The 19,031-nt window shown below is 33.6% G+C and carries 15 protein-coding genes, 1 pseudogene and 1 riboswitch; of the genes and pseudogenes, 4 read left to right on the forward strand and 12 right to left on the reverse strand.

The features are described from left to right. From CEF14_RS12745 to CEF14_RS12755, 3 genes and pseudogenes are all read left to right on the forward strand, one after another. The gene (locus CEF14_RS12745; protein WP_102693211.1) at positions 1-795 is read left to right on the forward strand and encodes a TIGR00266 family protein; all 795 of its coding nucleotides are present in this window, start codon (positions 1-3) and stop codon (positions 793-795) included. Positions 796-1,231: 436 nt separating this feature from the next. Beyond that, a complete protein-coding gene (locus CEF14_RS12750; protein WP_102693212.1) occupies positions 1,232-1,354 on the forward strand; it encodes a cytochrome c oxidase subunit 2A in 123 nt (40 codons plus the stop codon). A gap of 64 nt (positions 1,355-1,418) precedes the next feature. Then, positions 1,419-2,222 (forward strand): annotated as a pseudogene (locus CEF14_RS12755) (cbb3-type cytochrome c oxidase subunit I); the annotation flags it as partial. 382 nt (positions 2,223-2,604) lie between these two features. Here the strand turns inward: CEF14_RS12755 and CEF14_RS12760 are convergent. The 5 genes from CEF14_RS12760 to CEF14_RS12780 all read right to left on the reverse strand — a co-directional run bounded on the left by CEF14_RS12760 (position 2,605) and on the right by CEF14_RS12780 (position 8,013). Then, positions 2,605-2,934, reverse strand: a complete 330-nt coding sequence (locus CEF14_RS12760) for an ArsR/SmtB family transcription factor (RefSeq protein WP_102693213.1) — start codon at positions 2,932-2,934, stop codon at positions 2,605-2,607. A 146-nt stretch (positions 2,935-3,080) separates the two neighbouring features. Then, entirely contained in the window at positions 3,081-3,728 is a 648-nt protein-coding gene (locus CEF14_RS12765; RefSeq protein ID WP_102693214.1) for a nitroreductase, read from the reverse strand. Between the two features lie 373 nt (positions 3,729-4,101). Continuing rightward, entirely contained in the window at positions 4,102-4,575 is a 474-nt protein-coding gene (locus tag CEF14_RS12770) for a hypothetical protein (RefSeq protein WP_102693215.1), read from the reverse strand. Continuing rightward, positions 4,541-6,682, reverse strand: a complete 2,142-nt coding sequence (locus CEF14_RS12775) for a site-specific integrase (protein WP_102693216.1) — start codon at positions 6,680-6,682, stop codon at positions 4,541-4,543. Before CEF14_RS12775 ends, CEF14_RS12770 begins: the two co-directional genes overlap by 35 nt. Positions 6,683-6,684: 2 nt before the next feature. After that, entirely contained in the window at positions 6,685-8,013 is a 1,329-nt protein-coding gene (locus tag CEF14_RS12780; protein WP_322788390.1) for a tyrosine-type recombinase/integrase, read from the reverse strand. A gap of 500 nt (positions 8,014-8,513) precedes the next feature. On the opposite strand from CEF14_RS12780, the gene CEF14_RS12785 reads away from it, so the two are divergent. Continuing rightward, a complete protein-coding gene (locus CEF14_RS12785) occupies positions 8,514-9,707 on the forward strand; it encodes an MFS transporter (protein WP_170061511.1) in 1,194 nt (397 codons plus the stop codon). A 98-nt stretch (positions 9,708-9,805) separates the two neighbouring features. Here CEF14_RS12785 and CEF14_RS12790 read toward each other — a convergent pair whose 3' ends face one another. The 7 genes from CEF14_RS12790 to CEF14_RS12820 all read right to left on the reverse strand — a co-directional run bounded on the left by CEF14_RS12790 (position 9,806) and on the right by CEF14_RS12820 (position 19,020). After that, on the reverse strand, positions 9,806-10,846 hold the full coding sequence (locus CEF14_RS12790) for a ribonucleotide-diphosphate reductase subunit beta (RefSeq protein ID WP_102693218.1): 1,041 nt from the start codon (positions 10,844-10,846) through the stop codon (positions 9,806-9,808). Between the two features lie 15 nt (positions 10,847-10,861). Continuing rightward, complete coding sequence (locus CEF14_RS12795) at positions 10,862-13,087, reverse strand: ribonucleoside-diphosphate reductase subunit alpha (RefSeq protein ID WP_102693219.1); 2,226 nt, start codon at positions 13,085-13,087, stop codon at positions 10,862-10,864. A 204-nt stretch (positions 13,088-13,291) separates the two neighbouring features. Then, positions 13,292-13,470, reverse strand: a riboswitch (cobalamin riboswitch). Between the two features lie 260 nt (positions 13,471-13,730). Next, entirely contained in the window at positions 13,731-15,050 is a 1,320-nt protein-coding gene (locus CEF14_RS12800) for a PepSY domain-containing protein (RefSeq protein WP_102693220.1), read from the reverse strand. A 182-nt stretch (positions 15,051-15,232) separates the two neighbouring features. Further along, complete coding sequence (locus tag CEF14_RS12805) at positions 15,233-15,922, reverse strand: PepSY domain-containing protein (RefSeq protein WP_170061512.1); 690 nt, start codon at positions 15,920-15,922, stop codon at positions 15,233-15,235. After that, a complete protein-coding gene (locus CEF14_RS12810; RefSeq protein WP_102693222.1) occupies positions 15,909-17,267 on the reverse strand; it encodes a HAMP domain-containing histidine kinase in 1,359 nt (452 codons plus the stop codon). The genes CEF14_RS12805 and CEF14_RS12810 overlap by 14 nt, the downstream gene beginning before the upstream one ends. A 1-nt stretch (position 17,268) precedes the next feature. After that, on the reverse strand, positions 17,269-17,976 hold the full coding sequence (locus tag CEF14_RS12815; protein WP_102693223.1) for a response regulator transcription factor: 708 nt from the start codon (positions 17,974-17,976) through the stop codon (positions 17,269-17,271). Positions 17,977-18,192: 216 nt separating this feature from the next. Beyond that, the gene (locus CEF14_RS12820; protein ID WP_102693224.1) at positions 18,193-19,020 is read right to left on the reverse strand and encodes an undecaprenyl-diphosphate phosphatase; all 828 of its coding nucleotides are present in this window, start codon (positions 19,018-19,020) and stop codon (positions 18,193-18,195) included. Between the last annotated feature and the right edge of the window lie 11 nt (positions 19,021-19,031).

Genomic DNA, 19,031 nt, shown 5'->3' on the forward strand with positions numbered 1-19,031 from the left:
ATGAATAATCATGAAATTGATTACAAGTTACATGGCGATGATATGCAATTTGTTGAAGTAGAATTAGACCCTAACGAAACAGTTGTTGCTGAAGCCGGTTCCTTAATGATGATGGAAGATGGGATCCATATGGAAACTGTTTTTGGTGATGGATCAAACTCTGGTGGTGGAGGCTTTATGAGTAAGCTTATGGGCGCTGGTAAACGTTTAATTACGGGAGAAAGCTTATTCATCACTACATTCACAAATGAAGGCATGGGAAAAAAACATGTTTCTTTTGCAGCACCTTATCCAGGAAAAATTATTCCAATGGATCTAAGCGTATTTAACGGTAAAATTATCTGTCAAAAAGATGCCTTTCTTGCAGCTGCAAAAGGCGTTTCAATCGGGGTTGAATTCCAACGAAAATTAGGTACTGGTTTCTTTGGTGGTGAAGGTTTCATCATGCAAAAGTTAGAAGGCGATGGTATGGCATTTGTTCATGCTGGCGGTACAATTATTCGAAAAGATTTACAACCAGGAGAAAAACTACGAATTGATACAGGATGTCTTGTTGCCATGACAGGTTCAGTTGAATATAACATCGAAGCGGTAGGTGGCGTTAAAACAGCTTTATTTGGCGGTGAAGGTTTATTCTTCGCAACACTTAGCGGACCAGGTACTGTATGGGTACAATCTCTTCCATTCAGTCGCTTAGCAAGTAGGGTATTCGCAGCAGCACCAAAAGGATTAGGTGGTTCATCAGCAGACGAAAAAGGCATTGGTGGACTGTTTAATCTTTTCAGTGACGACTAAAACTAAATTATGAATAATAATGCAAAATAAAAAACAGCCATAGGCTGTTTTTTATTTTGCATTTGGAATATACATCTATCGGTTTTCTAATGAATTTTAATTGAGAAAAATTGAGGCTTGTCATTTAGACCCTCTGAAATGGGCAAGTATAGTTATACCAATTAGATAACTCCTATTTAACAATATTTTTTTAAATTTATCTACAAGGACAAAATTGTCTCCTCAATCTACATTTATCCACAACTATTTTCCACAATGTAAAACAATTCACAATTCAAAAAAAGATAAAATCCCATCTATTTAGAATAATATTTCGACTTTTTCGTTTGATAAAGTTTAACTCTGTCAAGAATTAATGCTATAGGATTAACCTTGATTTTAATAAGTAGATTGTACGTGAAGAATTGTTTCGAACCATAGGATAAGGAGGCTTTTTATGGGCGACAAAAAACAACCTGAAGCAAATTTAAAAGGGACTTTCTTTTTTGTTATGTTCGTTGGTATTTTCATTGTAGTTGCTTGGACTCTTATTTTAAACCTGTACCTTAATCGCTTTTAATCAACAGGAAAGAAGGAACCAAAATGCATTTGCATAAGTATGAAAAATATTGGCTTATTCTGGTTCATGGAAATATCTACAAGTAGTTTTAACCATGATGGTCGTTATTCCTTCAATGATTACAGCTTTCTCAATGTTTGCTACATTTGAAATGCGTGGTCGTGAGCTCGGTGCAAAAAGACTGTTTGGTTGGTTAAAAAAACTCCCTTGGGGGGATGCACGTTTTCTTGCTCCATTCATCGGGATGGTAGCATTTGTCCCTGGTGGTGCAGGGGGTATTATCAATGCCTCTTATCAAATGAACCAGGTTGTTCATAATACAATTTGGGTAACAGGTCACTTTCACTTAACTGTAGCCACAACTGTTGCTTTGACATTCTTCGGAGCAGCTTACTGGCTAATCCCACATTTAACAGGCCGTGCATTTACAAAACCCTTAAATAATTTAGGCATAGCGCAAACAATCTGTTGGGCACTAGGTATGGCTATTATGTCTGGTGGGATGCATTTTGAGAGATTATTAGGTGCACCTAGACGTTCGGCAATTTCAGATTATGGTGGAGCGGAAATTGCTAAAACCTGGGCTTCTTACCAAGTTGCTGAGGCGATTGGAGGGACGCTTCTTTTCATAGGTATTATTATTTTCTTATATATTTTTGTAAAGCTTTGCTGGTTCACACCTAAAGGTGAACAAGAATTCCCTATTGCAGAAGTAGCTCCACATGCAGAAAAGACTCCTCCTATTTTGGAAAATTTCAAAGTATGGATTGTTGTTTTAGTCGCATTAATCCTAATCGCATATACCTTCCCAATATATGATATCGTGCAAAATTCTCCGCTAGGATCAAAAGGGTTTAAACTTTGGTAATTAGGATCTCACTCTACGAAAAAACAAAAAGATGGCAGCTTAATGCATTTTATTAAAAGTCAAGATTATAAGTAATTCACTTGATGTATCAGTATTTTTTATACAATGTGTAACATTATAATAAGTTATTTTAAAGCTGAACTAATACAAAATTAGTTCAGCTTTTATTTGTGTTTAAAGATATAACTTATATTCAATAATCGGGCCATATTGTTGAATAACATTCTTTTGTGAAATGTTGCCAAAAGATGCTTAGGTAAGGAAGGTTGCAATTGTTACACCAAATTAGATATAAAAACTGTTCATAAAAAAACAGATGAAGCCTCTGCTACACCTGCTCTACAAGCAACTTTATATTAATTAGATTAATTGCATTATAAGTTTATATTTCTGTACTTAGATATCGACTAATTTGCTGAATTTTTTCTTCATTGCGACGATAGTATGTCCATTTCCCCATTCGCGTGGGAATTAGAAGACCTGCTTTCGCCATCATCGATAAATATTGTGACATAGTAGATTGATTCATATCAATTTTTTCTGTAATTTGACCGACACAAACACCTACTTCGGATGGCTTTGCCTCTGGTACTTTTGTATTTTCATAACCAAAATTCACTTCTGGTTCTTTTAGTAATTTCAATATTTTTAATCGTGTTTCATTGGAAATAGCCTTAAACACGTCAATCATTTCTAAATCAATATTTTCCATATTACCCTCCTTATATTAAGAGCAAGTTTTTAAAAGTATCATTATTATCTACTACATATTGCAATATTTCAATGTAATCAATTTAAAAACCCCTTTCTACGTTCAAACAATTAAACTTAAGTCACAGAAAGAAAAGGGGGAATATATTATTTGTTAATTTGTAAAACGTTATCTAAGCTATTACGTGACATAACTAAAGTGCTTAATGGTTTGTCTGGTGTTGGGTAGCCGATTGCGATTCCCATAAGGATTGACTCTTCTTCTGAAATATCAAAGTTTTCACGAATTTCATCTGGATAACGGATAAGTTCGTAAGCAGGAACTGCCCCTAAACCGTGGTGACAAGCAGAAAGTAAAATACCATAACCAAATGCACCTACATCATATGCAGAATACAGTGAAGAATCCTTTGGTAGAGTTAAGTAAACGATAGCTGGTGCATTAAATAAAACAGCATTTTGTGCTAATAAATCTTGAATACCATCAGCACCAATCAACTCTTCTGTCTCCTTCATATAATTTGCTACGTTATTTTTAGGATACTCTTTCCACTCACGAGGAGGAACTACCTCTGTATAACTTCTTTGACGAGCTGCAACTTTTTCAGCGTGTACTTTACGAATGTTTTTTAGTGTTTCACCTGTTGCAATATATGCTTTCCAAGGCTGGCTATTTTCATATGAAGGCGCTCGCTGTGCCTCAGCAATAATTTGTTTTAATAATTCGATGTCAATTTCCTTATCTGTAAAGTCACGAATTGAGTGACGTTGTAATAAAAGATTTGTGTTTTCCATTTTGATAAAACCTCCTAATATTAACATATTGAAATATATCAATATGTTATAGTGTTATTATATTGAAATATACCAATATGTCAATTGGTTTGATTTATATCAAATTATTTATAGTAATAAATTGGGTAAATTAAGAGGTAGGTAACTCTTTGAGTGTAGAGTAATGGGTTGTTCAACAATCGGGAGCGTTAGTTAAAGATGAATTAAGTGATTTTAGGTTTGAGAACTTCTTATAGTTATTCCATTATAGGGCGCGATTGTTAAAGAAGCGTCTCTTTTCTCTTTCAACTAAAGGGTGCTTTTGTTTAACAAGAAAGTTAAGGTAGCCTTGTTAATTATAATTTAACAAGGCTATTTTGTATCCCATTAATATCTATTTAAACTGCTCAAAATGGTTAGCAACCCAACGACTTTGATTCTCCGCTATATATTGTTCCACAGCTATTAGCTTGTTCACTAATTCTTCCTTTGAGAGCTTCATGTACTTCTTTTTAACAACATCTATATTACGATTAGGAGAAATCTTTCTTAAATTTGATTCATCAAATTTAAGAGGCGTTTTGAGCTTTTTACGAACCATATTTACTTTATATGTTTTGCTATGCTTTTTGTAATAGGTATACAATTCATCATTACTCTTTATTGTATTGGGATGAATCCCTTTTTCTTGAGTGTCAAAATGTTTCGAATGCTGACTAATATTATGATAGGTTACAGGAATGCCTTGTTCGATAAGATATTCAATTGTTTCAATCCCAATGGAAACAGAACGCTCTTTACGTTGTTGATGTACTTTATCAAGCCATTCTCGATTATCTGAATGGGTTTTGCTGTATGGATGGTTCATGATGACGTTCCTCTCTATATTTTTTGATTAAATCAATTTCCTTAAGTTCGATTTTTGCCTGTTTTGCCATTTCTTTTGCTTTTCGAACTTCAACTTCTAATCCTAACTCTTTAAAACGCTTTTCCATATCTTTAGATAATTTTATAACCTCTAAAAGTTCTTCTTCTTGGCTTGGTTCGGGTACTTTGGCCTTACAGCCTAAACATTGCATTTTATTTGGGCATATATAATCAGTGACACATGTACCACCTAGTACTTTGTTGAATACACCAACTTTCTCCTTGTAATCATCTAATTCTTCTTGTAACTCTTTTGGGCTTCTTAAATACGCATCATCTATATCTACATAACTTGAAATCACATCTTGCAGTTCACTAACTGATTCTGCAATTTGTGAAGGAGTTGGTGCTGAATAATAACCAGTAATCCTTAAATCTTTTTGATGCAATATTTTTGCTACAATATCAATCGGTATTTTTTGACGTTGTACGGCTTCTGTAGCGAATGCATGGCGTAGGAGATGGCTTTTGATTTTTATAGGTTTTCCATTTTGTGTTTCAAAATATAGACCGTGTAGAAGAAAACGAATACAAGAGCTGATGGTAGCATTTAGCAGCCCCTTACCAGCATATTGAAAGAAATATGGTTTTGGTTCTTTGAATAAATGTTTTCTTTTATCACGATATATAATACTCGGAATCTTAGAGTTGGAATAATGTTCTTTCAACATCCTCGAAACAATTTGGATTAGCTCCATTGTTTGTTTACTAATATAGAATTCTTCTAAAGCATCCCTCCCTTTTGGAATAGCTTTAAAAGAGAAGTGGATTTTACCGTTTATTTTTTTAAATTCAATGCACTCTTTTGTATTATTGATTTGCAATAGTTCATTTACTCTTGCACCAGTTGTTGTCAAAATATCGATTGCTAATAAACCGAAAGTACAGCCTGTATAAAACGGTTCTACATCAAATAGAAGACCCTTTACTTTGTCCTTATGTCTAGTTACGAAAGAAGAGTTTGTGATAATGCCTTTATGTGCCAAACTGAATGGGTTAGGAAGTTCTGATTTTTTTTCCACATAACCCCATAAAGATAAAAATTCAAGTCTATTTTCAAACACTTCTTTTGAGCAATTTTCGGGCAATTTCGAAAGAACGTTATTTTCAATTAACTCATTAAACCACAGACCTTCCACTTCTGATTCACCATTTAAAGATTCAGCTTTTATAAATTCAAGAAAGTATGAGTTGTTTTTGTTGGAGTATGTTGATTTTCTTTTGGTAGCTGAACAAATAGTTTGTGAACTAAATTTTTCTTGATGATTAAGAACAAAAGATCGTTTATCCCATAACCGAAAATAAAAACGTTCTCCTACTCGTTCAGGCTCATCATATTGAAATTCTAATGGTAGTTCTAATGACTTTGTTTGAACATTCTCAATAGTCTCTCTGAATGCTTCTCGAAGTCTTTTTATCTGATTCCATCGGAAATTTGCTTCTATACGAATTTTCGGAAGATTCGGCGCAATAGCATCTGTATCATCTTTACGAATAGTTTGGGCTTCCTCCTTGACTATCTTATGTAAAGAAAATTCTCTTAGATCAAATTTAGGATCAATGAGTAAGAAATGCTTGAAGTATTTTCTTTCCTCAAGGTTAAGTTTCTGATGTAACCATTTATTTGTTTCGTAGGTTAATATCTTATATTGACTAATGAACTGATATCTTTTGCTATTCGAATCATCTGGAAATATATCACCTTTTAGATACTTATACCCATGTGTTTCTACATCAAATGATTCCATTGATGTTAAGTTAAAGACTGAAAAAATATCTTTGAATCTCACGTTAATAGTTCTAATTTTATTAGAAATTGATTGATAATCTAAATTTCTATCAGTGCTAACGAATACCCCAAATAATAAATGATTTACCCATACAGTTTCTATACAATTATTATCTATGTAGTAAAGGAGTCTTTCATCAACTTTGTCGAGTAAAAATTCCTTTCGATTATTTTGTAGACACAGTAACTTAATATCTATTTTTCCATTCCATTGCTGATACCATTCTGATTTTGGTATCTGTTGTGCAGCTATATTCACATTTACTCCAACCCTTCAATCAAATCTCTTAAATTTTCATCAAAAATTTCATCTTTTAGCGTTTGTGATACTTGTAACTTTTTCGAAGATTTCCGTAGCTTATTATAATCGTTTTCATTTTGCTTCATTTGTTTTAACATTTGATCATGGGCTTCACGATGCTTTGTTTCATCAAAATAATGTTCATATACATTCATCGTATCAGGATTTCTCCACTTCATATATTTAATCAGTTCATTTTTCCGTTGCTCTATTTCAGATTCATTTATTGAAATATTATAAATCTCTCGTAGTCTTGATGTTACGAACCAATGTCTTGCCTTATGAGGATTTAAACTTAACTTATTTGCATGCATTGCTCGATTCCAATGATAGTACCAAGCATGATAAGTAAAAGGAGTACCATTAGATGATAAAAAAATAGGAGCACCATCGGATAATTCATGAGAACATAAATGATCTTTATCAAAGAATTTCCGTTCGGTATCAATGTAGTGAAATAACCGTTTAACGGTGTCTTTACTGAATCGTAGAAACTTTACTTTTTTCCCATAACTACCTTTGTTAAAAGTAATAACTTCTTGATGGCTTTTTCTATTTCGATAATCTCCAATAGTTAATTCAATAATTTCAGATGCTCTTGCACCTGTTTCAAATAGCATACGGGCAATGATCATTTCTCGTTGTGACCAATTTACTTTATTTCCAGCTTGATATACTTGATAAGGGAGATTAATATCATCAATAATTTGTGGTTGCCATTCTTCGTTAATGATTTTAAAATAGGAATCTGTTAATCTGCGATGCATTAAAGGATCTTCTGTTCCGGCAACAGAAGGCATTCTAGGTTTATCAACTCGGACACCGTTTATTTCTTCTTTGTATCGATTCGATATAGCTTGACCATCAATTAATGGATTATTATAAGTATATTGATTTAATCGGATCATTGCTTTATAAAATGATTTTAATGCTGATAAAAAGCGACTAACTGTATTTGGACTTTTATTGGTTAGATTTATAAAACGAAATGATTCTCGATCTCGAATCTTGCAGTTCATTTCATGCATTAAATAATCTTCAACAACTACTCGTATCTTTTCTTCTGCATCATTCCATTGCACTCGTTCACCTTGAAAATTACTTTCTTCCTCTAACCATTTGAAAAAGGGAAGTAAACAGTTTAAGTAAGATGTTGCAGAACTCTTATCGATTCTTCCTAAACAATCATTATAATAATCTGTTAGCGGTAAAAATGGTTGGTTTTCTTTAAATACTAAAAGCTTATACTTGCTTTCTATATGCTTTGGGCAGTATTCATACCAATACAAAAGCAATCACCTCCACAATTAAAAACAACTATTTTACTTTAACTTTTTTCTATGTAATATGGTACATACTTTCTTTAATAAATTGCACTAAACAAAAAAATGTACACCACTAAAATTTATTTAGTAATGTACATTTTAATAATATGTGCAACATTATAAACAAGATATGATGAAGTCAAGCATCATGTACAATTACTTTTCTTTAATGTTACAGAACAAAGTGCCATCTTTTTGTTTTACTACACTTTTTTATTGACCTTACTGAAAAGGGGATGGATACACCGAACGACTTTTTTCATCTTCAAATCTCCATTTAAATAATCCTATTTTTTATAAAATTTACATTATTTATATTTTCGTATGATATACTGTACTTACTTTTACTTAAGGAGTGAACGAATATGAAAAGCTTATTTCAAACTTTCAACATAAACTCGGAGGGCATACTGTCTTAATATTGAGAGTTTGACCTCCGATATTCTACTATTCGGAGGGAAAAATTGAAAACACAAACTATCTATTTTACAATCACTAGTCTACGCTCTCTCTTTATACAAATGGTTTTTACGATTAATGCCATTTACTATGTTGTGAATGCAAACCTTAACCCACTACAACTTGTTCTAATTGGAACAATTATGGAAGCTACGATTTTTTTATTCGAAATGCCTACTGGATTAGTTGCTGATCATTTTGGACGCAAACATTCATTATTCATCGGTACTCTAATCGTAGGAATTGCACATCTACTTGAAGGTGTTTTTCCATCATTTTGGTCAATTGCTTTTGCTTCAGGACTTTGGGGATTAGGTTGGACATTTATTAGCGGGGCGGAAGAGGCTTGGATTGCAGATGAGTTAGATGGAAAAAATCTTGATTATGTATTCTTGAAGGGTGCTCAGTTTGAATCGTTAGGACAATTTATCGGTATCATTCTTAGTGTTTGTATAGCCATACTATATTCAGTAAAAGTTTCGATTATTATTGCAGGTTCTATGCTTATATTACTTGCTTTTGCCATGTTATTTTTTATGCATGAAACAAAGTTTATACAAATCACAAGTATGAGAAATGTTTCGGCAATTCGACATTTGAGGAAAACAATTAGAGCAGGTGCAAAACAAATTCAAGGCAATAAAATACTTGTAAGTATAGCCATAATTACCATATTTTCAGGATTAGCAAGTGAGGGATTTGACCGATTATGGGGAGCACACTTCATAGAGGATTTTCATGTATCTGAGGAAAAATCTATCTATTGGTTTGGTGCATTTTATGCCACTACATTTTTGCTAAATATTATTGTTTTATATTTTGTAGAACGTCATTTTAACAAAAATTATCCTCTGGTTCTGTTCATTACAAATAGTTTGTTAATCATTATGGTACTACTCTTTGCTTTTAGCTCAAATTTCGCAATTGCTGTTATAACCTATTTGATGGCTAGCTCATTACGTAAAATTCACTATCCTTTAATAAGTATTATGACAAATGAAAGATTAGAGCCTAAAGGTCGTGCTACTATTTTATCTATGTTCGGACAATTAGATGCAATAGGTCAAATTTTGGGTGGCCCTATTATTGGAACATTTGCATTGTATACAACGATTGCAAGTGGTATCGCATCATCTGTGATACTGATCTTACCAATTCTACTATTTTTATTACGAATGTTAAGAGAATATCATCTATAACATTGCAATAAAAATGCCACGTTAGTCAAATAAATGATAAACGTGGCATTTTCTCTTATTAAATTTAGGATTTGTTCATTTGTTCAAATCTATGCTATTTATAATTCATCAAATCCATTATCTTGAACATTCACTTTTACATATTGGCGTGAGCGTTGTTCAAAGAAGTCTGTTTTGCCAAGATCAACATCTTCGTAAGCTTTAATCCATTTCATCGGATTTTTACGATAGCCTTCAAAAGGTCGCTCGTAACCTAGTTGTGCACAGCGAACATTGGCGTAAAAGTAAATATAGTCTTCTACATCTTCACTATCTAAACCATCTATTTTATCACCGATGACTTCTCGGCCCCATTCGATTTCAAGTTCTGCTGCTTCACGGAAAATAGCTTCTACTTTCCTTGCACGCTCAGGTGTATCATATTCCGGATACTCTTCTAATAATTCCTTATATATTTTTACGAATAAATCAACATGTAATTGTTCGTCGCGATTAATATAGTTAATCATCGTACTAGTAGCAACCATTTTTTGATTGCGTGCTAGATGGTAGAAGAAAGAAAAACCTGAATAGAAGAATAAGCCTTCTAAAATCACATCATAAACAATTGAATCGAGCATATGTTCAACAGTTGGTTCTTCAGCAAATTGTTTATACCCTTTAATGACAAAATCATTACGTTTTTCAAGTACAGGTTCAGTACGCCAAAAATCAAATACTTCATCCTGCTCATCTTTCGAAACAAGGCTAGATAGTATATAAGAATAGGAATGATTATGAATCACTTCTTGTTGTGCCAAAATAATCATCAATGCATTGAGACTCGAATCTGTTAAATAATCAGCAATTCTCCCTGCATAATCTGTTTGGATACTATCAAGTAATGCAAGTAAACCAATAATTTTCTTAAATGCTTGCTTTTCATCAGCAGTTAGCTGTGGAAACTGTTTAATATCATTGCTCATATTAATCTCAAACGGTGTCCAGAAGTTGCCTAGCATTTTTTTATATTTTGGATATGCCCAGTTGAACTGAACATCATCCCAATTTAGTATATTTGAAGAACGACCATTGACGATTTTAGTCGAACGATTGGGTGCTTCCTTATCCATTAACAAACGCTTTTTTACTTCAGCCATTTTTATCTCCCCCTATTAGCTTGCACAAGATTCACATTCTAGTAATTCAACGGATGTAGAACGGACATAATAAGTTGTTTTTATACCGCTGTTCCAAGCATTTAAGTGAAGTGCTAGCAGGTCTTTTGCTTTAATTGTATTTTGTACATAAAGATTTAACGAAATGCCTTGGTCAATATGACGTGCACGTGCTGCATTTTGTTGAATAGTCCAGTTTTGATCGATAAAGTATGCTGATTTGTAATACCATGTGGTTTTTTCATTTAAATCTGGTACTGTAACTGGGATTTTATAATCTTTTTTCTCTTCAGAATAACTCTTCTGGAAGATTGGATCGATACTTGCCGTGCTTCCTGCAATAATGGACGTTGTGGAATTTGGTGCCACAGCCATTACATAGCCATTACGCATTCCTTTTTTAGCAACTTCCAGTTTTAAGGCTTCCCACTTTTCATCATGATACCCACGTTCTTCAAAATAGCTACCTGTTTGCCAATCAGAACCTTCAAATAACAAATAAGCACCTTTTTCTTCTGCTAACTTCATAGAAGATTGAATGGTTAAGTAAGCTATTTTTTCATATAATTCATCAGCGAATGTAACTGCTGCTTCAGACTCCCATGCGATGCCTGAAGTTGCTAATAGATGATGCCATCCAAAAGTACCTAGGCCAATGCCACGATAGCGCTCATTTGTGCGTGCTGCTTGTTTAACAGGAATATTATTTAAATCAATCACATTATCTAGCATTCGGACTTGAATTGGAATTAGACGTTCTAACACGTTTGCCGGCACTGCTCTGCCTAAGTTAATAGAAGATAAGTTACATACAACAAAATCTCCTGGTTTACGGCGAGTAACGATCATATCATTTTCTAACTCCACAGATTCAAATTCTGTTGCACTCATATTTTGTGCAATTTCTGTACATAAGTTAGACGAATAAATCATCCCTTTATGTTTGTTTGGATTTTTTCGATTGACTTCATCACGATAGAACATGAATGGTACACCTGTTTCTAACTGACTACGCATAATTCGCTTCATAATATCAATTGCTGGAACAACATCTCGGGATAATAATGTATTTTTTACACAAGCCAAATAATTGTCACGGAATGATCCCTCGCCGCGTTTTTCATCATAATAATCTTCTAAGTCAAATCCCATAATAGATCGTACTTCGTATGGATCAAATAAATACCAATCTTCACGATTCTCTACTGCTTCCATGAAAATATCTGGAAGACACACTCCTGTGAAGATGTCATGTGCACGCATCCGCTCGTCACCATTGTTAAGTTTTAAATCAAGGAATGAAAAAATATCTTTGTGCCATACATCTAAGTAGACTGCAATCGCCCCTTGACGTTGTCCAAGTTGATCTACCGAAACTGCTGTATTATTCAATTGCTTGATCCATGGTATAACACCACTAGATGCCCCTTTAAATCCGCGAATAGCCGAACCACGACTACGAACTTTTCCCATGTAAACACCGATGCCACCACCAAATTTAGAAAGCGTTGCAACATCTGTGTTTGAATCGTAAATTCCTTGCAAACTATCATCTACAGTATCGATAAAGCAGCTTGAGAGTTGACCATGAGTTTTTCCGGCATTTGACAGTGTAGGTGTCGCTGTTGTCATATATAAATTGCTCATTGCCCAATATGCTTCTTTTACTTTTTCAATTCGGTCCTCTTTTTCTTTTTGCATGAGTGTCATCGCGATAACCATCCAACGTTCTTGTGGTAATTCGATAGGTGTTTTGTCAAAATCACGGGTTACATAACGATCCATTAGCGTTTTAAGCCCAATATATGTAAAAAGTTCGTCGCGTTTTGGATCTAACGTTAAAGCCAATTGTTGTAGTTCGTCTTCAGAATATGCTTCTACTAATATAGGATTATAAAGACCTTTTCCAACTAGTTTACGAACTTGTTCTGGAAACACCTTATAGATATCTTTTACAGCGACTTTCCTTATAGCGGAAGCTTCTCGATAGATTTCAGTTAGTAATAGACGAGCAGCCGTAAATGTCCAATAAGGTTCCTCTTCGTCTAGAAAACTTAATGCATCTAATGCCAGTGCCCTTGTCCACTCATCTTCTGTTGCATCAGGATGTTTTTGCACAAAACGTTCATGCTTACGTCTTAAAGGGCTCATTTCCTCTCTCCCAAATTCATCCTCTAACCGCTGCAATACTGTTTCTTTTATATCTATAATTGTTGTTACCATTTTGTCGTCTCCTTTTTACACAAAATATATATCTAGCTCTAGTTTCGCCATCCCAGAGCAAATAAAAAAGCGATTGTCAGCCTTCATCGGCAGAACAATCGCTCTAACTGAAATGGAAACAACATACAGCAAAAAAACATTTCACCTGAAAGTGAATAAATTTAGCTGTAATTATTTGCTTCCACTTCTCAACCCCCGAAGAAAGTGTCGCAAAACGAAATGGCAGGTCTACTGGCTTGTGTTTCCTCCATTTTGTCGTCCTTCCCAAGCATTGCTCAGTGGTTAATCGACAAATGTCCACACTTACAGTTGCGGGGACAGCTTCGGCATTGAACCGAATTCCCTATTACACCATTACTGGTACCAATTTTCGCCTTCATACTATATATTGTGTTTTTATAATATATATAATCTAACATATTGTGTTTATATAAAACAAGCACAATCGCAAAATTAAAGAAAAAGAGCTACTAAGTTAACATATATATTTAATAAATTTAATCTTTATCATAATAAAATTGATACATTCGTGATTTCACTTAAACATAAATGAAATTAATTCATATCAAAAAGATACGTATTTTCATGCAAAAAGCTACCCTAAAGTTATTGTTTGTAGGGTAGCTAAAATTATTAACGATCTCTAATCATCATATTCTTTATCAACACTTAATACATCCCCTGTTTTTGCATCGATTTCAATTTCGTATTGATATGTACCATCTTTAACTTCCACGTCATATACACCATTGACTAACTCAATTTTTGTAACAGTTCCTTTTGCTTTTGTTAAGGCAATTTGAGATGCTTGTTGCGTTGTAATAATAGTTGCATCACTACTACTAACTGATGAATCTTCTACTGTTTTTTGATCTTGTTTACTAATTTCTCCTGTATATGCATTAATGTCGAAATCATATGCAGTTCCATTTGCTAAAATTGAAATTTCATAGACACCATCATTCTGTTCATAGCTTGATGATGTTACGGTTCCAGATACTTTTGACAAAGCAATTTGTTTTGCTTTTTCAATCCCTATTACAGTTCCGTTGTTATTTAAAGATGTTGTGGAGTCTTCTTTTTCTTGTTTTACGATTCCCCCTGAAACAGCGTTAATCTCAATGTCATAGACAACATCTCCACTTTGCACTTTTACTTCATAAACACCATCTTCACTATCGAAGGTAGCATCGATAATTGTTCCACCTACTTCGTTTAAGGCAATTTGCTTTGCCTTCTCAACACCTATACCATAATTAGATTCCGTATTCACTGAACTATTACTTCCACTGTTTATAATTTGTCCAGTATAGGCATCGATTTTAAATTTAAAAGTTTTAGCATTTTGTGCAACATGAATTTCATATATACCGCGATTACGATCATATTTTACTTTTTGAACAACACCGTCTATATAATTAAGTGCAATTTGTTTTGCCTTTTTTAAACTAATTGCTTTGCTATTTTTTAGGGTAGTTATTTTTTCTTTTTCTTTTTTAAGAACTTCTCCTGAATAAGCATTAATATCAATGTCATATTCGTATTTTCCTTTAAGAATTTCAAATTCATAGAGGCCGTCTTCTTCATTAAATTTTGCTTTTTGAATTTTCCCATTTACTATTTTTAGAGCGATTTTCTTCGCTTTTTCAAGTCCAATTATATCTTTTGATGAGTAACCAGACGTATACTTTGTTGACTTTTCTAATAGTTCACCTGTTTTAGCGTCTAATTTCAGTTCGTACTTTGCTTGTTCACTTTTCACATCTACATCGTATACAGGACCATTTTTTTCGTAATCCAGCTCAACTTTATATACTTTTCCCTTTACATAGCTCAAAGCTTTTTTGGAAATTTCCTTGGAAGATAAAATATTCTGTTTTCCAGTATTTTGTGCTGCAATGGCAACAACTCCTGATACTGCTAGACAACCTACTATAGCAAATGAAATAATTATTTTTTTCATTTTTACTGTCCTCCTTTTATCAACTAGGCTATGTTAATGCTCACTGTGGATCTCCCAAAATGGTCAAAGATATTTATTTCCTTTTTACAATCAACAATGAAAATTTAACAACCCCATTTACTAAAATGTATAGGATGAAAATGAAAATACTCAAAGAACTCTATTAGAATTCAGTGAGAATCTTAGTTACTCGTAATGGACATTATTTTTCCTGATACTGCATGAATTTGGAAAGTTTCTACTTTTCCCTTTGTTTCAATCTCTACTAAATAATAACCACCATTACTTGTTTCAAAATAAGTCGCACTTTGAATAGTACCATTCAATTTCTTTTTAGCAATTTTCTCAGCTTCTTTTTTATTTATAATCGAATTGTCCGTTTTTGAATCAATCAAAGTTTCAGATAGAACTTCACCTGTAGTGGCATCGACATGGATTTTCAACTTTTTATGTTGCTGGTTAATTTGAACTTGATAAATGGGTGTATTTTGTCCAGTATATAAAATAATACGTGAAATTTTGCCCTGATAATTTTCCTTGATAATTTTTTGCAATTTTTTCTTTGAAATTAAATCTTTTTGTTTAATTCCTGCTAAATCAATTCTCTTCATTTGCAAAATTTTTCCGTCTTTCGATTCTACTTCGATATAATAAACTGCCCCATTTTTGGAAAGCTCCATTTCATATTTCGTGCCATTATTTTTAAATGTTTTGATCTCTCCCCCATACATTGTTTCAATATTTTTATACACTTCTTCAGTTGATTTGTTATTTGAATTTGACATATGACTCCACATAAATAATCCGATTAGAGCAGCGATAATTATTAATACCATGAACGATAGGAGTGTCCAATTTTTATATTTTCTCATGTTGCCCCTCCTCCTGCTCATTAAAAGTCAAGATCATGGTTGTACCGATTCCAACTGTACTTTTTACAGATAAGGAGATATGCAATTGTGCAGCAATTTCTGTTGCAATAGCCAGTCCAAGGCCAGTCCCCCCTGTTTTACGATTTCGATCCTGACTGACTCTATAAAAGCGTTCAAAAAGATAAGGTATATGTTCTTCTGCAATACCGTCTCCCTGATCTTTAATCTTCACAACAAGGGGATGATTAGATATATATACATGAATATCATCTTCACTATAGCGACGGGCATTTTCCAAGAAAATAAAGAACAATTGCTTTATTTTTTGTTCATCTGTGGTAATGAAAACTGGCCCTTTTCCGTGTAAATAAAAATTTCTATTATATGCTTGATGCATTTGCTGGAGTGTTTGATTTAATAAAGTATGAACATCCAATCTATTCATTTGTAAAGGTGCTCGTTCTTTATTTTTGGCAAGCTCTAGCATTTGTTGAATCATTTCAGACATTCGAATGGATTCACTCAAAATAGCTTCAACTGATTCAACTGCAACTTCTCTATTGTCAAAACCTCTACGTTTTAATAATCTAGCGTAACTTTCAATTACCGTTAAGGGCGTCTTTAATTCGTGGGAAGCATTTGAAACAAACTGCTCTTGCTTACGATAATTTTGTTCGAGTTGAGACATCATATCGTTGAAGGTTTGGCTCATTTCTCCTAGCTCATCCTTACCTTGCTTTGTAACATCAATTTTTTCGAATGTTCCTGATTTACTGCTCCGTTTCATCGTAGCTGTGAGACGTTGAATGGGTCTTAGAACAATTTCAGCAAGTGTCATACTAGACAACAATACGAGAATAGCTGCTAATACCGCCATTCCACTTAAAACTAGTTTTAATAGTGATAGGGTACTTGCTACACTTTCCATCGATTGCATCATTTGCACATATACGACTGAGCCATCCATCCAAATAACAGGTATTTTAAATGATAAAATGGTTTTCCCTTTATATGTTTCTACTAAATAATGGTCCTCTTGTAGTTTTGGTTTATAGTCTTCAATACCTTCCATCGATTGTACAGCTACCAGTGATTTTCCATGATCATCAACAATACGAATGGCACCATTCGATGGTATGTACGCCCGTAAAATTGTTGCTGGATCGTTAATCATACTTGTTTGGCTAATAGATGTTACAAGTTCTTGTGATTCATCTAATAATTGTTGATATTCTGTATCATATGCCATTTTTTCGTATAAAAAGTAAATCCCAATTGTTGTCAAAGTTAAAATGATGAGCATAAGTATCGTTGAAAAGATATGAATTTTTGTTTTTAGTTTCATGTCATTGTTCCTTTAATACATAACCTACTCCACGTACAGTTTGAATCAGTGGACGATTGCTTCCTTTATCTATTTTCTGGCGGACATATCGAATATAAACATCAACAACATTTGTATCTCCATAATAATCATAACCCCACACTCTATTTAAAATCTGTTCACGTGTCAGTACCTGTTTTGGATGTTTCAGTAAATACAGCAACAGTTCAAATTCACGTGGGGTTAAGTCGATTGCAACACCATCTTTCAATACCTCACGTGTTTTTTCATGCATTGAAAGTCCTGCATATTCGTGGAAAAAGATATCCTTTTCTTTAGTAGTTGCATTAACTTGTCGATTTTTCTTTTGAAATCTTAATGCTACCCGTATTCGTGCAAGTAATTCTTCTATTTCAAAAGGTTTTGTGATATAGTCATTTGCCCCAAGGTCTAACCCTAAAACTTTATCATCCAGTTCATCCTTTGCAGTTAACATAAGGACAGGGGTTGAAAATTCTGTTGCACGGATTCTTTTTAATACCTCTATTCCACTCATAATAGGTAGCATTATATCTAATAAGACCAAGTCCCACTGCTGTTCGCGATAAAGTATAAGGCCATCTGAACCTGTATAAGCAATTCCCGTTTCATAACCTTCGAACTCTAACTCTAATTGCAGTACACGAGCAATCTTTTCTTCATCTTCTATAATTAAAATTCGCTCTGCCAAATCTTAATCACCAGCCTCTTTATCTCTTATGTATTATCTAATGGGCAGTATTCTTCCATTTTAATCGTTTCTTCTATCGTACCATTTCTTTATGAGAATTTGCTGAGAAGAAAAAGACTCTGCCCTCTTTAGAGTAAAAGAAAAAGGTTGTAGACAATCTCAGAATTCCTAGAGTTTGTCTACAACCAGAAGAACCTTAAAAGGTATCTCTTTTCATTACATATAAACAATAATCGCTAACACGATCGCTAATAGTATACGATAAATTGCAAATGGCAATAATTTTACTTTTGAAATTAGTTTTAAGAAGAATTTAATTGAAATAAGTGCAAAGATAAATGCACTGATAAAACCAGCTACATAGAAGCCCATATCACCGAAGTTGATTTCGTTCCAGTGTTTTAGTAGTGATAAACCACTAGCCCCTGCCATAATTGGCACCGCCATGATAAACGTGAAATCTGATGCTGTACGATGGTCTAAGCCAAACAATACCCCACCTGAAATTGTGGCTCCTGAGCGTGAAAATCCTGGCCATAATGATAAACATTGAAAAAGACCAATTTTAAAAGATTGCACATAAGATAAGTCATCTAAAGAAGTAATTTTTGGTCTCTTTGGTCCAAATTTATCTGCAATGATCATCAGTATCGCGCCAATAAATAAGCCGATAATGACCGTTTTAATACCAAATAAATAGCTATCGATAAAATTCTCTAATAATACACCTAATACCCCCGCAGGAATAACTCCTACAATTACATGTAGTAAATTGAATCGATGATGTGGCCGCTGCCCTTCAATTTTATATAAACCGATAAGGCTTAACATACGCTTCCACATAACAACAACGACAGCTAAAATAGACCCTAACTGAATAACTACTTTAAAAGTATTAGCAGATGATTCTCCTAAAAACTCCTGTGTTTTCAGCCACATATCATCGACAATAATCATATGACCTGTAGATGAAACTGGAGCAAATTCTGTCATTCCTTCAACAAAACCCAAAATAATGGATTTTAATATTTCTAAAAAGTCCATAATATCTCCTT

Source organism: Rummeliibacillus pycnus, assembly GCF_002884495.1.
In the GTDB taxonomy this organism is placed as follows: domain Bacteria; phylum Bacillota; class Bacilli; order Bacillales_A; family Planococcaceae; genus Rummeliibacillus; species Rummeliibacillus pycnus.

Coding starts and splice junctions, on each gene's coding strand:
- CEF14_RS12745 (WP_102693211.1), top strand. CDS start 1: ATGAATAATCATGAAATTGATTACAAGTTACATGGCGATGATATGCAA.
- CEF14_RS12750 (WP_102693212.1), top strand. CDS start 1,232: ATGGGCGACAAAAAACAACCTGAAGCAAATTTAAAAGGGACTTTCTTT.
- CEF14_RS12760 (WP_102693213.1), bottom strand. CDS start 2,934: ATGGAAAATATTGATTTAGAAATGATTGACGTGTTTAAGGCTATTTCC.
- CEF14_RS12765 (WP_102693214.1), bottom strand. CDS start 3,728: ATGGAAAACACAAATCTTTTATTACAACGTCACTCAATTCGTGACTTT.
- CEF14_RS12770 (WP_102693215.1), bottom strand. CDS start 4,575: ATGAACCATCCATACAGCAAAACCCATTCAGATAATCGAGAATGGCTT.
- CEF14_RS12790 (WP_102693218.1), bottom strand. CDS start 10,846: ATGGCTGAAGTAAAAAAGCGTTTGTTAATGGATAAGGAAGCACCCAAT.
- CEF14_RS12795 (WP_102693219.1), bottom strand. CDS start 13,087: ATGGTAACAACAATTATAGATATAAAAGAAACAGTATTGCAGCGGTTA.
- CEF14_RS12800 (WP_102693220.1), bottom strand. CDS start 15,050: ATGAAAAAAATAATTATTTCATTTGCTATAGTAGGTTGTCTAGCAGTA.
- CEF14_RS12805 (WP_170061512.1), bottom strand. CDS start 15,922: ATGAGAAAATATAAAAATTGGACACTCCTATCGTTCATGGTATTAATA.
- CEF14_RS12810 (WP_102693222.1), bottom strand. CDS start 17,267: ATGAAACTAAAAACAAAAATTCATATCTTTTCAACGATACTTATGCTC.
- CEF14_RS12820 (WP_102693224.1), bottom strand. CDS start 19,020: ATGGACTTTTTAGAAATATTAAAATCCATTATTTTGGGTTTTGTTGAA.